This window comes from Lactobacillus xylocopicola (genome assembly GCF_033096005.1).
In the GTDB taxonomy this organism is placed as follows: Bacteria; Bacillota; Bacilli; order Lactobacillales; family Lactobacillaceae; genus Lactobacillus; species Lactobacillus xylocopicola.
Genome location: NZ_AP026803.1, coordinates 322,753 through 337,127, shown reverse-complemented (window position 1 = coordinate 337,127; position 14,375 = coordinate 322,753). Strand labels below are relative to the sequence as shown.

At 42.0% G+C, this 14,375-nt stretch carries 8 protein-coding genes and 2 pseudogenes; 6 read left to right on the top strand and 4 right to left on the bottom strand.

What is annotated here, in order from left to right:
* Nucleotides 1–380 precede the first annotated feature (380 nt).
* The 4 genes and pseudogenes from R8389_RS01655 to R8389_RS01640 form a co-directional block, all read left to right on the top strand.
* Nucleotides 381–506: pseudogene (locus R8389_RS01655) on the top strand (hypothetical protein); the annotation flags it as partial.
* 186 nt (nt 507–692) lie between these two features.
* Complete coding sequence (locus R8389_RS01650) at nt 693–947, top strand: hypothetical protein (protein ID WP_317637777.1); 255 nt, start codon at nt 693–695, stop codon at nt 945–947.
* Nucleotides 944–1,528 carry an NAD(P)H-dependent oxidoreductase gene (locus R8389_RS01645; protein WP_317637776.1) on the top strand — a complete coding sequence of 195 codons (585 nt, stop codon included), beginning with the start codon at nt 944–946 and terminating at the stop codon, nt 1,526–1,528. Before R8389_RS01650 ends, R8389_RS01645 begins: the two co-directional genes overlap by 4 nt.
* 54 nt (nt 1,529–1,582) lie before the next feature.
* A pseudogene (locus tag R8389_RS01640) lies at nt 1,583–2,203 on the top strand (SAP domain-containing protein).
* 87 nt (nt 2,204–2,290) lie between these two features.
* Here R8389_RS01640 and R8389_RS01635 read toward each other — a convergent pair.
* Both R8389_RS01635 and pfkB read right to left on the bottom strand, forming a co-directional pair.
* Nucleotides 2,291–4,201 carry a fructose-specific PTS transporter subunit EIIC gene (locus R8389_RS01635; RefSeq protein WP_317637775.1) on the bottom strand — a complete coding sequence of 637 codons (1,911 nt, stop codon included), beginning with the start codon at nt 4,199–4,201 and terminating at the stop codon, nt 2,291–2,293.
* A 1-nt stretch (nt 4,202) separates the two neighbouring features.
* Nucleotides 4,203–5,132: a 1-phosphofructokinase gene (gene pfkB / locus R8389_RS01630; RefSeq protein ID WP_317637774.1), complete on the bottom strand. Its 930-nt coding sequence runs from the start codon at nt 5,130–5,132 to the stop codon at nt 4,203–4,205.
* Between the two features lie 120 nt (nt 5,133–5,252).
* Here pfkB and R8389_RS01625 point away from each other — a divergent pair, with 120 nt between their 5' ends.
* Nucleotides 5,253–6,014 (top strand): MurR/RpiR family transcriptional regulator, encoded by a 762-nt coding sequence (locus tag R8389_RS01625; protein ID WP_317637773.1) that lies wholly within the window; start codon nt 5,253–5,255, stop codon nt 6,012–6,014.
* A gap of 42 nt (nt 6,015–6,056) precedes the next feature.
* Here R8389_RS01625 and R8389_RS01620 read toward each other — a convergent pair whose 3' ends face one another.
* Both R8389_RS01620 and R8389_RS01615 read right to left on the bottom strand, forming a co-directional pair.
* A complete protein-coding gene (locus R8389_RS01620) occupies nt 6,057–7,049 on the bottom strand; it encodes a tagatose 1,6-diphosphate aldolase (RefSeq protein WP_317637772.1) in 993 nt (330 codons plus the stop codon).
* A gap of 190 nt (nt 7,050–7,239) precedes the next feature.
* A complete protein-coding gene (locus R8389_RS01615; RefSeq protein WP_317637771.1) occupies nt 7,240–12,000 on the bottom strand; it encodes an SLAP domain-containing protein in 4,761 nt (1,586 codons plus the stop codon).
* 291 nt (nt 12,001–12,291) lie between these two features.
* On the opposite strand from R8389_RS01615, the gene R8389_RS01610 reads away from it, so the two are divergent.
* Nucleotides 12,292–14,310, top strand: coding sequence for a hypothetical protein (locus R8389_RS01610; protein WP_317637770.1), 2,019 nt, complete (start codon nt 12,292–12,294; stop codon nt 14,308–14,310).
* Nucleotides 14,311–14,375: the final 65 nt, after the last annotated feature.

Below are 14,375 nucleotides of genomic sequence, written 5' to 3'. Positions count from 1 at the left end.
CATTCATTTTAATTGCTTATTGGCTTTTTGGCAAGTCTTTTTGTAATATTAGTATTAGTTCATAGTTTGTTGGTGCATGATAATCTAGCAACAATAAAGTATGACTCGGCTTTTTTCGCAAATCGGGAGCAAAAAGTGCTATAGTAAAACTAAGTTTTTTAGAAAGGATGAGCAAAATGACTAAATATCAAGTTGAATTGAACGAACAGGATTGGCAAATGATTAAGGATTGCCATTCTAAAAATCCTTCTATCCTGGCAGCCATGGACCAGGCCCAAAAAATCGCCGATTAACTAGTTGCCTTCCGCTTCCTCCATGAGGGAGCTTTTTATTTACGTAAATTTTGACTTTTCAGATAACAGTGTTATCATAGTTTTCAGATAACACCGTTATCTGAAGGAGGAACTATCACGGATACAACTGAACAACAACTTATTCAAAAGGCAATTACCGTAATTGATCAACAGGGCTATCACAACCTATCCCTGCGTAAATTAACCAAAGACATTGGTCTAACTACGGGGGCATTTTACCAGCACTTTGCCAGTAAAGAGGAGTTTTTTCAAAAGGCGACCGCAAAATTATCACAGGAGTTTATTGGTCACTTACCTTCTAGCAATAATTCGGCCGAAGAACAACTTTTAGTTATTGCCGATTATTTTGTTGAACAAGTGCAAGAACATCCTAATATTATGGAATTCCTATTTTTTAATGATGAGGCAGTCGCTTCACTGAAGAAGCCTAATCCTACTTACCCTTTTTTAGCCAAAGTCAACCAATTGATCAAGCAGGTAGATTACAAGTCAGGCATCAGTAACCATAGCTTCTTAATTCAAATCTGGTCATTTATCCAGGGCTACTGCTTCTTAATTAAAAACCAGGTAACCACCTATGATCACCAATTGGTGCAAATGACCCTAACTCAAATAATGAAGGAAATAAAATGAACACTTTAATAATCTACTGCCATCCTTACGAAAAAAGTTTTAATCACGCTGTTTTGACTGCGGTCAAAACAAATTTACAAAAACAAAACCAGCAATATCAGGTGATCGACTTATACGCAGACCACTTCAATCCAGTCTATGACAAGGAAGAATTGCGCCTGTTTCACAGCGGCGGCACCCATGATCCACTGGTCAAAAAGTACCTCCAGCTTTTGCAAAGTGCTACTACCGTGATTTTTATTACTCCCTTGTGGTGGAACAGCATTCCAGGCATGCTGAAGGGCTTTATTGACAAGGTAATGAAGCCAGGCGAAGGCTACACTACTTCTGCGTTTGGTCTTCATGGTGAACTGACCAACATCAAACACACTTATGTGCTAACCACCTCCACCGCTCCCAAATTTTATCTTAGACTTTTTAATGGTAGTGCAATCAAGCGTATCTTTATCAATCAAACACTAAAACAGTTAGGAATGAAAGATCGTCATTGGCTCCACTTTGGAGGCATCACCATGTCAAAACCGCCCCGACGCGAAAAATATTTGCACCATCTTACAAGTTATCACTTTAAGTGCTCATAATGTAATAATCAAGTTACTCAGCTCTTAATACTTAATAGGAGAATCATTAATTAAATGGCCAGACCACAATTCTCACGTCAATTAAGCGTGCATGAGTTTCAACAATATTACTGGTACAAGACCGAATTAGTGGCAATTTGTCGCAAATAGCAGCTGCCAACCTACGGAACCAAGTATGAGTTAGGATATATTAGCCTCTTCTTAGCCGGCACACCTGCTGGTCAAATCAAGGGCAAACGCACAAACCGGCGAAAAAGCGGCTTAAAGACTGCTGATATTACACCAGATACTCCAGTTTTAGCATCCGACTTTTGCTTTAACCAAGAAGCGCGCCAGTTCTTTGCCGACTACTATGGTGTAACTAAATTTTCGTTTCGCAAGACCATGGCTAGTAAATTACGTGAAATTGAAGAAGAGCACGACACTAAAGCAACAGTCCGTGATATTATTGCAGCTTACGGCCAGGATTCACCGCCAAATAGAGAAGAAACCACTTACCAATGGAACAACTTTGTCCGCGATTTTCGCCAAGATCCAATCAGCAAACAGTATACAGCTCCCCTTAAAGTAGCATCCCTTCTTTGGCAGCAAGTCCGCGATTCTGACCAAGCTAAAAAATACCGGTCAAGCTTGATAATTGAAAATGAGCAACTCTTACTACCATACCATAAATGAAATTTCACCCTAAATACAACCAAAGGCCTCAAAGCATACTTGCTTTGAGGCCTTTTGATCATGTTGGAGAATATTTTTTTGCAGATATTATTGTTCAGTAAAAAGCGTCATAATTTTCTGCGGCGTATCAGCAGCCTTCAACTTGGCAATGAAGTCCGCATGGGTTAACAACTTGGCAGTATTAGAAAGGTACTTCAAGTGCTCGCTACTGTCAACTTGCGGAATGAGGAACGAGATTACGGTGTCAATCTTTTGTCCGTCAAGAGACTGCCAGTCAATCGGCTGTTTAAGTTTCAAAACCAGCATGGCCGAGTTAGTAATCGTTGACGATTGAGCGTGCGGAATGGCAAAGCCATCAGTCATTCCAGTTGAATTTTCTTTTTCGCGCTTTAGGTAAGCCGACAAAACCAGATCACTAGCGCCAGCTAAGTTATTTTTAACTGCCAGATCCGCTAAATACTTGAGAGCTTCGTCACGATTAGCAACGTCAACGTCCAGTTTAATATTGTTCAAGGCAAGGATACTGCCAGGCCGATAAGAACTACCTTCTTCGTTAACTGACACTGGCCCATTAGCGGGATTAACACTGACTGTTGCAGCTGCTGCCACTTGATCTTTTTTAGCAAAGCGACCAGCAATTAGGGCAAGTAAAACACCAGAAACAAGTGCACCTACAACAATCCACAAGAACCATAAGACCGGCTTATTAACTAGTGGTAAAACGATAAACCCGCCGTGAGGAGCTGGAACTGTAATTCGGCTGAGATAAGTTAAGACCGAGGCAACTGCTGAACCAATCATGAAGGCTGGGATGTTCCATAACGGGTGCTTGGCTGCAAATGGAATTGCACCTTCAGTAATGTGAGTAGAACCGAGCAAAAAGTTAACGTAACCTGCTGCCTTTTCACTCTTAGAGTATGCCTTAGGATTAAACAAGACGGCAAATCCCGTAGCTAGAGGTGGGGCAATACAGGCAGCCGAAACACCAGCCATGAAGTAGAAATTGCCCTGTGCTAGCAAGAACGTACCGGTGGCATAGGCAGCCTTGTTAATTGGACCACCAAAGTCTGAAGCACACATTACACCAACAATAATGCCCAGCAAAATTGGGTTGGTAGTCTCAAAGCTCTTCAACCAAGACATTAGGCCAACATTAATGGCCTTGATCGGTGTGTTCAACAGGAACATGATGGTACCGGCAATGAAGACACCTAAGACAGGAAACAGGAAGATCGACTTTAACCCTCTAAACTTGTCATCAGGGAGTCCCTTAAACAGTCTTTGCAAACCCCAGACCACAATCACAGCCAAGTAACCAGCAATAATCGCACCTAAGAAGCCACCACCGCCATTGAAGGTAATAAACCCGGCAGCCAATCCAACGACAAAGCCCGTCCTTTGGGCTAGAGCTTCTGCAATATAAGCACCCAAGACTGGGGCCATTAGATTCATGGTTCCACTACCAATCTGGTTTAACATCGCCGCAAATTCATTATACTCTGGACTCGTAGGCTTGGCAGAGTTAATTCCCCAGAAGAAGGAAATGGCAACAAGCACACCACCAGCAACCACAAACGGTAACATATGAGAGATCCCATTCATCAACGACGTGTAGATCTTGTTAGCAATGCTGGCATCACCTACAGCTCCTGACGCTGAATGCGCAGCCGTCTGGCCCTCCTTATAAACAGGTGCTTCCAATGCCTGCTTAATCAACTTTTCCGGCTCCTTTAAGCCGCGGGCAACCGGAACAACCACCAGACGTTTACCCGCAAAGCGGTCTGCATCAACATCAATATCTGAAGCAACGATTACTGCCTTGGCAGCTCTAATCTCTTCATCCGACAAGTTATGCTCAACCCCGGTTTGACCATGCGTCTCAATCTTAATCGTATAGCCCAGTTTTTCTGCTGCTTTCTCTAAGGCCTCTTCGGCCATAAAGGTGTGGGCCACACCGGTTGCACAACCAGTTGCACCCACCAAATCAAATTTTGCCATTTTATCTTTTCCCTTCTTTAATCATCACTTGTGTTAGTAAGACGTCTAATTCAAAATCAGTCAAACCCACTCGGCTAGCGGTGTCGCTTCCTGCGGCAACTGCAACCTTGAGCGCTTCTTCAACTGGTTTTTTCTTTTCTAAAAAGGCAATAAAAGTACCCAACATTGTGTCACCCGCGCACGCCGAATTGACCACCTTAATCTTTGGTGCATTGGCAAAGAGGACTTGGTTGCGATTGACTAAGGCGGCCCCCTGCGCTCCTAAAGAAACTAAAACATTACTACAACCAGCTTCAACTAACCGCTCAGCTAGTTCAACCGTCTTGGCTTTTGTCAGCTTTCCTTTGAACTTAAAGAAAGAAGCCAATTCAGCATCATTTGGCTTAATTAAAAACGGGTGATAAGGTAATGTATCCATTACTTCCAGATAACTACTATCAATCACCAACTTAGCCCTTTGGTCATGGCTGATTTGCGCTATTTTAGTCAAAATAGCGGGCTTAATTCCACTTGAAAAGCTACCTGAAACCACCACAACATCGTCTTCTTTCAAGGTTGCCGTCAAGTAGGCCAAAAATTGCTCCTGCGGTTTTTGGCCAATCTTTGGACCCGGATTGACTTCCTTGTACTCCGTATCTTGGTCAAGCACATTGGTAAAGACATTTACCCTACTTGGTTCATCAACTTTAAAAAAGTTTGTTTGAATTTTCTTTTGTTCAAGACCAGCCGTAATGTAGTCTAGGGTAAAACCCCCGCCTATTCCGGTGGCGACACTTTCAATCCCCAGTTTCTTTAAGATAAATGAAACATTGACGCCTTTACCGTTGGGTTGTAATTCTGAACTTTCCGTTCGATTAACAACCCTTGGTTCCAGCTTTTTTGTTACAATTACTAAATCAATTGCAGGATTTAAGGTTACTGTATAAATCAAAGCTTTTTTCTCCTTTTCTTGCCTTTTAACCTATTATAAAGATAATAAGGTGTAACGATTTTCTTAAATGAGAGCGTTTACGTTAATAATGGAAAACTTTTTCTAAAAGGAAGTATTTGAATGCCAACTAAAGAACTTAGCTCAACCGAATTGCATCTGTGGAATATCGTTGAGAACAATCCTAACAAGATTGCCAATATGTCAATTGTCAAACTAAGCCAATTTGCCAGTGTTTCGACCGCCACAATTGTCCGCACAATGCAAAAAATGGGCTACAGCGGCTATACTTCGTACCGCGAAGCCCTGAAGCTTAAGAGTAAAGCTAATTCAACCTTTAGCGTTTTAAATGATGCCGATGACAAAATTCGCAGTGTTATTACCAAAAACGAAATTGAGATGAATAACACATTACACAATTTGAGCTACAGCACTATTGAAGATAGCATTTCGCTAACGAAACAAGCCAAAATTGTTTACGTCTTTGCGCGCGGTCTGTCAGAATCAATTGCCAGTGAAATAATGGTCAAATTACAGTTAACCGGCAAGTATTGTGAGTTTCACTCTGACCCTAACATCATCAAAACTATTGCCAGAAAGATTAAGCCAGACGCCTTGGCAATTTTCATTACACTCAACGGTGAAACTGAGGAATTAGTTGCTGCAGCTAAAATACTGGAAAAAAACGATATTCCGATTTTAACCTTTACCACTAATTCTTCTGCCGGCATTATCCCCTTTTCCACCCTTACCTTTATTGGCTACCAATCCAAGACCAATTATTTTCCTGAGTATGAAGTTCGATCACGTTTACCCTTGCAGATTATGACCCGCATCTTTTGTGACGCCTATTCTGTGCGGTCTGACTTTTACAAACACAAGTAAAAAGGCTTTCTATCAGCTGATAGAAAGCCTTTTTAAAAAAATTTATTGAACCTTCAACTTTTCACGCCATGATTTTGCGCCTTTAAGTGCTGCATTGAGATTCTCAATGTTTTCCTTACCCTGGGTTGCTAGCCACTTGCGACCAGCTGCTTCACTCTCAGCAGCAAACGGTTTAATTGCTGGCTTCCAAGTAGCACGACCACAAAGGACCCCATTGAAGTCAGCTCCAACTTCCTCAGCCAGCTTGATCTCAGCGATAAATTCTGCGCTCGTTACCCCTGCTGATAAAAAGATATAAGGCAAATCAGTTGCTGCTGATTGCTTTTTTAAAAGCTCTTTAGCTTCAGCTTGAGTATAAACAACGTTATTGGTACCATTGAAACCTTCCACATAGCTCAGGTTAAAGGGCACTTCCACCTTTAAGACGGTAACTCCATATTGCGGTTGAGAAAATTCCTTCATCGTTTGTAAAACCTTGTTGGCCTTAACTTTAGCAAATTCTTCGCTCTTGGCATCAGCAATTTGTGCATCATAAGTCAAAACTTCCAAAAACAATGGCAGGTCATTTGCTTTGGCTTCAGCACCAACTCTTTCAACGAATGCTTGCTTTTTGTCATTAATCGCCTGATCTTCATCTGGGTCATAGTAGACCAAAAACTTAATCGCATCGCCATCCTCATTTTTAATCCGCAGACCTGACTGGTCGGCAATAAGGTCAGGCATCCGACCAGGTTCAGTTACATCATAGCCCGTCTTTTCATAAGAAAGTAACAAACCACAGTTCTTGTCTCTAACCTTAGTGGCTGGCAGACCATATTCTGGATCAGTCAGTATCGATGAGGCGTAGGGGGTTAATTCGCTTGAAACGGCCTTCTTGAAATCAACAATAGTAGTTTCATCTGCTGGTTTATTAGCTGCATCTGCAAGCATAGTCTTCAGTGATCCACGCTGATCAATCGCTAGGGCACTGATGATTCCGTCTTTAGTCGACAAATTTTCCATGTGTTTTGCAACTTTGGCAGAAATTGTTCTCATTATAAAATCTCCTTTGATCTTTACATTAATCGCACAACCCCATTATATACTCATGAAACCGCATTTCAAAGGTCATAAGGGCTTTTAGTAAACATTTTCATAGTTAGCGCGATTTTCAAAAATGTTTGTAATTGTTCGACCAAAAGCGGCGGAATTTCTTCCACCGCTCTTAATTCTCTGAACTTATTGTCTATTTGTAAAAGTTTACTTTTTTGACTAATTTATTTTTACCAATCATGTAGTACTGCTTATTTTTGATCGAAATCGCACTACCGTATGTCACCAACTTCTTTTTGCGGCGTAAAACCTTTCTGCCAACGCGCTGCCCCCGTTTGTTATAGATAAATGAATTGCGACGCAGTTGCCGTTCTGTACCATCAACATTACCAGCAGCCAGATAAAGTTCATTGCCCAAATCATAATACTTCCTGCTATTAATAATCTTAGTCCCAAAAGTGACAATTGTTGACCCAGCTTTCAGCATTGTTTCGTCCGTTTTTTTACCATCTTTGTCATACAAGTATGCATTGTGCTTCAAAACTTGGGTAGACTTTTGTTTTGGTTGCTGCTGATTCTTGTCACCAGGGTTAACCTGGCCAGTATCACCTGATGTATTATTGGTAGTGTTCCCTGGAGTAGTATTGCTACCCGGATTAGAGCCTCCGCCCGGCGTATTAGTTCCTCCGCCCGGCGTGTTAGAACCACTATCAGTAGAATTATTAACCTTCACTTTAACCGTGATTGGATTCGTATCTTCTGGTTCAAGTTCCTTTGCTTGTTGGTTGACTAGCATTTGGTCCACCAACGATAGGGCAACTGTCTTCCCATTGAGTGGCTTCAAGGCCTTGAACTTGATTACAGCAACAGTGCCATACCCAGTTAGACGTGGGGCCTCACCCTCATTGCTATAAATAACAAAGACATCGTGGCTGCCATCCGAATGGGTCTTATCCTTTGCAAAGCTAACCATATTGCCTGTTAAGCTACCATTTTGAACACCTTCAAATGAGAGTTCTTCAGCGTTATACGGTATTCTGGCTGACAATGCATTAACATTTTTCAGGTTACTACCACTAACTGTTACCGTGATTATATCGCCCTCATTGTAGGACGTCTTATCGGTAGCAATTGTTAATTTACCTGAAGGAATAACTTGACCACTTTCGCCAAAACTTGCTGGTGGATTGCCCAGGCGAGTCATCACATAGTTAATATCAAAGGCATCAATCATACCGTTCTGGTTAATATCACCTTTTTCCACATAACCAGTAAAATCATTGTCCTTGCCACGAGTCTCACCCGCGTAGTTACGTAACGACGTTACATCATTTTCATCAATGACACCATCGTCATTGATATCACCGGGAAGAACCGGCTTAGTTCCATCTTTTTGATAAAGCAAAAACTCTTGTCCCGAAACAAACTGGTTGAACGATCCGTTTTCCGGAATTGTAAATCTCACCCAGTATGCCTTGGTCCCTGGTGCAAACTTGATTTCCTTACTTTCGCCGTTTCTAGGCCAATTAGCTGCACTACCTGCATCCAGCCAGTGAATACCATCCACACTCGTCTGAATATTCATGGCTGTAATTGTGCCATTTCCACCATCGGAACGAGGAACATAGACAAAACGATCTAAATCTGTAATTCCATCTAAGTGTGTAGTAATTGTCATTGGTGTGGCAGACTGCTTAGGCTCCGAAGAAAACCAGTTCGAGTGGGCAACCGTACTTAGGTCGTGATCAAAAAGATATTTAACCGGTTGCGCAGCTTGCCAGATACTAGTGCCGGTAATATTAGAAACGGTGTCATCGTAGTTAATTTTAACCGCATTCTTAAACACATCATCATTTGATTTAAAGGTTTTTTCTTCACTCCATGGAGATGTAGCAGTTGCTGTTACCGCCTGAACTTGGAACGTATGCGTAGTTGCCGGTTTAAGATCAGTCAAAACAAATTGCGGATCTTTAATATTGGCATGCAGAACGCCATCTACCTTAAGATTGTAACTTTGACTACCATCAACTGGCTGCCACGATACCGCAATCGCAGATGACGTAGTCTTAGCAGTATCCTGGATCAAGTCAGTTGGTACAGCAACTGCCGTGCTTTCAGGCGGAATCTGATTCACTGGATTAGCCGTTTCGTCAACGCCTGTAATAGTGACGGTAATACCATTTTGACTAACATCGGTATTGTCCAGCTTGATCCGCAAAAAAGTCTGCTCAAGACCACTACCCAGGTCTTTTAAGTAGGAGTTGGTCAGGTAATTTTGATCTAGCAAATACACATTAGTAGAATTCTGGAAATCCGTCAGATCGGTTGCTTGCCGTAATTCAACGTCCTGTGAGCCAACTTTAACCTTAATTGAGGATGGGGCTGCCTTAGTCCTAACATCAAATTCAGTCGTTCTATTAGTATCAATGCCCGTATATGTCCCCTGGGTCGGAGCAACACTGATCGTCAAGTTTGAACCCTGAAGTTCACTCTTAACTAGCGTTTGAGCATATTTTCCGGCCTTGTACTGAGCTGAAATACCATCATCTTCGTAGACTTTAAAGCTACTGGTACCATTAGGATATAGTTCAAAGCGGCGCTGATTTTGCAGTGCCAGATATTCTTTAGGCGTATTAGTTGCATCTGCTACTGGAATAATCGCTCCTGCTTTAACAAAGACAGGTAGTTTCCATAATGGCGCCGCAAAATTATCAAGTACTTGACCACCCTGATATTCTTTACCAGTGTAGTAATCAACCCAAATTTGGTTTTTATCTGGTAAATAAATTCCATTCCGAATATCATTTCCGGCACTATCACTTGCAGTATTTTGATAAATTGGAGCAATCAAGAAGTTATCACCCCACATGTATTGGTACTTAACTAAGTCTGTATATGCTTCAGGATAATCTGGATAGTCCAAGAACATTGCTCGCACCATCGGCTTACCAGCAAAAGTCGCATCAGCGGCCATACTGTAAATATACGGTAGCAGCATTGATTTTTGCTTTAAGTAGGCCCGGTTAATATTCGTCGTATGCTCATCAAAAGCAAACGGGTTCTTCGGGTTATAGCCCCAGCCATCCATGTTTAATTGGATCGGGGTAAAGGCTTTCCATTGGTAATCCCGCGCATTAATAACCGGGTTCTTGCCACCAAAAATACCGTCCATATCAGAAGCCGAATTCGGCTGTCCTGACAGACCCGAACCAATATAGGTAGGAATTTGGAAACGAATATATTCCCATTGACCACCAGTTTCATCTCCGGTCCAAACCGCACCGGTATTTTGCGTTCCTGACCAACCATCTAACGTAATAATGAATGGTCGCAAGAGATCACCCTTGATTTTATTAATCATGTTAGCTGCAGTTTGGGTACCATTCAATCCAAAGGAATAGCCATTACCTACCCATGCAACGTCTGTTTTTAGCGCAGTAACACCGGCTTGAATTTCCTTTTCAAAGTCACGATCACTTGGCTTTGGGTTAGCCGGATCAACTGGCTTAAGATTTTGCTGAGTCCACAGCCCAACTTGTACTCCTTTTGAGTTGGCATAGTCGATAAAATCAGCTAGGTTCTGCAAATTGCCTGCTAAAGAATCCGTCTGACCATAGCCCGCACCATAGCCATCGTTTGGTAAGAACCAGCCAATTGGCATGTCATGGTCTAGGTACTGGTCAATCATTGCCCGGGCACTGAATTGATAATCTACACCGCCTTTTTCACCGTTCAGGGTCTCTCTAATTGCCCGATCCTTCAGATCCGCAGGCAAAGAAGCTGGCTGATATTCCTTATAATACTTGCCATCAGGATATTTGATCGCACCAGCTGTATTAGCTGGAACTTCAACCCAATAATCACGGTTATAGGCATTTAAGTGGGCTTCATAAAAACCATATATCGGCGTCAACGCTGGTAAACCCGTTAACTCTTGGTAATCATGAATCAAATCATAAGAAGAATCATCAAAGAAGTAAATAGCATCAAAGCGACTTTCATTATGCGTAGTAGCAATAGTACCAGTTGCGCTAGTATCAAAGTCGTAGTTACCTGCCTTGAAAGTGTAACGCAATACACCATACCCTTTAGAGGACCAATAAAACGGATTAGGCGAAGCAACCCCCTGGTCAACCCAGTTATTAGTGTTAACAATTTTGACCGCTTCTCCGGTCAATCTAAATTTACCGTTCTGGGTACCACCACCAAAGTAATTACTACCTTGATCGTCCTTCAAGGTCTGGGTAGTTGCCTTAGCAGTAATCTTAACCGGTTCAGTTTCTTGTAAAATAACCCGATCACCTTTATTGACACTCATCGTACCGGCTGTTTGATCAAAGTTAATGTCAATTACACCGGTAGCCAGTTTCCAGCCCTTTTCAGTCTGAGCAAGTGTCGTATTAGCCATACCAGCGGTGCCATAGCCATCTTCTTGCAGAATTTTAGCATTAAGTCCTGCTTCTGATTGCTCATGCTCTTCATATTTTTTGTCCGGATCAATATAATAACGGAACATTTTTGGACTTAAGACATACAAACGGGCCACCTGTCCGTTAGCATAATTCACTTCAAAGTATTTCTCTTGTTTAGTAATATCAGTAATGGACTGCTGTACTGCTTCATCACTATCCTTTAGGCCGATTGGCTGCTTGGTATCAGCTTGATCCTCTACCTTAACGGGTTCTTCTTGGTTGTTTTTCATCGCGTAACTACTTATCTTTTTCTTTGCTTTCAGCTTTGCCACATTAACCTTAGCTTTAGCTGCTTTGTTCTTTTGCATACTAGTGCGGCTTGAGACCACTGCTGCACTGACTACCCGCGGCGGGCATGACAAAATGCCCACAAATCCAGTAGCAATGGCAACAGAAGCAACCCCTGCACTTAAATAATTAAAGGTATGATGATTATTATCATCACCTTTATTCTTAATACTTTGATTATTATTGTAAGCCATCGGTACGTCCCCCTCAACTAAATACCAATTACTGATTTTTTGTAAATTTGTGGAAGCGCTTTACAAGTAAATTATATTATACTTTGACCACGGGGTAAATAATTTATGCAAATATGTTGTCCACCCAGTTGGATGATTTTTTCAGTAAGACAAAGTTTATTTAATGATTTTAATCATGTTATCTTTTTTATATTTTTATTTATTTAGCACCTATAAATTATAAGTTAAATAAACTATTTTTGTGCTAAAATTGAACTGAAAAAGATCAAAGCTAGATAGCAGGACAAATTTATGACATTTACTTATACACTCAGGTACATGCTGGATCCAAGAACTAACACACCAGCAAAAGATCAAAAATTACTGAACTTTGTCAAAAAGGGCCAGATCGACGATGTAGCCTTCTTTATTAATGGTGAAGAATTAAATCACAGCCATTTGACTGCGGCAGAAACACAAGTATGGCTCGATGCCATCAAGCCGCTCAAGCACAGATTAAAGCAAATCGGAGTAAGTACCAGTCTTAATCCCTGGACCACGATCATGCACTCCGACCGGGGCTATCACGTCAACCCAGCAATCGGTTTTAAGACCTTTGTCGATCTTGAAGGCCGTGAATCCCAGGACATGGCTTGTCCTGCAGATCCGCAGTGGCGCAAGTATATTACTGCTAGGTATGCTCAATATGCTAGCCTTCATCCTCGCCGCTTGTGGCTTGAAGATGACTTTCGCCACTACAACCATACACCATTAAAATTAATGTGCTTTTGTGATTATCATATGAGCCTTTATAACCAAAAACTGGCTAAAAAAGAGACGCGCACTGAGTTCGTACAAAAACTCTTGCAAGCCGGCGAGCCGACACTTGAGCGCCAAGTCTATCTCGATCAAGCACGCAGGGAAATGATTGAAACTGAACACTTGATTGAACAAGCTGTCCATCAAATCAGTCCTGAAACGGACCTAGCCCAGATGACTTCTTATCCTGATTGGCATGCACTAGAAGGACGCGATTGGAATAACTTATTTAAAGCCCAGGCCGGACCCGGTCATCCCAAGGTTGCCCGGCCCCACTTACCCGCATACAATGAAGTCGCTCCACTAAAATACGGCCGTGATTTTGAGGAATACACCAACATTACCGCCAGCTTTTTGGGTGAACAAGCTGAACTGTATCCCGAATTAGAGAGCTATATGTACTCACCCCTGGCCAAATCACTGACCTTTACGAAGTTTCAAGTAATCACAACTGCTCTAGTCGGTGGACAAGGTATTTTACTCAATCTTTTCGATATGATGGGTAACGGCATCAACAACTCCTGGCATTATGCCGAGATGCTCGCCGAGATCAAACCATTTGTCAATCAGTTATTACAAAGCCGGTTGTCAATTGAACACCTGCGCGGCATCAAAGTTCTAGTTGATCAGGATTCAAGTTACCAAATTCACATTAAGCAGGGTAAAGACGTCGAAGAACTCCTTCCCCATGAAAAAAATTGGGCGAGTCTGCTTGGGGCCTTCAGTTTTGCCATAGAAGTGCTGCCTGTTACGCCCAAAACCAGACTGCACGATCAAGTAATTGCTATTTCTGGACAATTGCTGCGTAATTTTACCAATGACCAAATAAGTGACCTAATTCAAAACAACATGGTCTTACTTGACGGTGAAAGCATCAATGTTCTTTTAGATCGGAAGCTTGGTGATTTGCTACATATTAAACAGGCAAAGTGGCACAAGTACCGTACTGCCTACCAAGCCTTCGAACAAGCGGATGGCCACACTGTCGACAACGTCGAAAATCCGCGAATTACGATGCTCCAGCACACAGGTAACTATCTGCAGTTGGACTACCAAGAAAATAGCGATGTGTCCGTTTGGTCCAGGGCCTATAGTTCACTTGACGAAAACTTGGGTAACGTCATGGCCATCATCGACCAGCATATCATTGTCCTACCAATGGATCAGGATCCCAAACATGGCTGGGAATCGCAATTCACTACTTATAAGCAAGGACTCTTGCAGCAAATGCTAGATACTATTCAGCCCGTTGACTACTTAGTTGAAATGCCCAATGTCAAGCTGCGCGTTCAAGACAATGGTAAGGTTGCCTGGTTGGCCAACTTTAGCTTAGATAATTATGAGCAAGTTCGGTGGCACTTAGCGGAAGCTTTGCCTAGCAGTAAGGTAACCATTATCAGGAAAAAGGGTGGTCAAGTGACCAGAGAAGAGGCTCCGATCATTGTCAAAGATGGAATTGCCATAATAGATCAACCCCTTGCACCACTTGAAACAATCCAGCTGCTTTGCTAAGAAAAAGTCAAAATAAAAACCTAATTCTAGGATTTTCTAGAATTAGGTTTTTTGGTTAAAAATAT

Coding starts and splice junctions, on each gene's coding strand:
- R8389_RS01650 (WP_317637777.1), top strand. CDS start 693: ATGGAATTCCTATTTTTTAATGATGAGGCAGTCGCTTCACTGAAGAAG.
- R8389_RS01645 (WP_317637776.1), top strand. CDS start 944: ATGAACACTTTAATAATCTACTGCCATCCTTACGAAAAAAGTTTTAAT.
- R8389_RS01635 (WP_317637775.1), bottom strand. CDS start 4,201: ATGGCAAAATTTGATTTGGTGGGTGCAACTGGTTGTGCAACCGGTGTG.
- R8389_RS01625 (WP_317637773.1), top strand. CDS start 5,253: ATGCCAACTAAAGAACTTAGCTCAACCGAATTGCATCTGTGGAATATC.
- R8389_RS01620 (WP_317637772.1), bottom strand. CDS start 7,049: ATGAGAACAATTTCTGCCAAAGTTGCAAAACACATGGAAAATTTGTCG.
- R8389_RS01615 (WP_317637771.1), bottom strand. CDS start 12,000: ATGGCTTACAATAATAATCAAAGTATTAAGAATAAAGGTGATGATAAT.
- R8389_RS01610 (WP_317637770.1), top strand. CDS start 12,292: ATGACATTTACTTATACACTCAGGTACATGCTGGATCCAAGAACTAAC.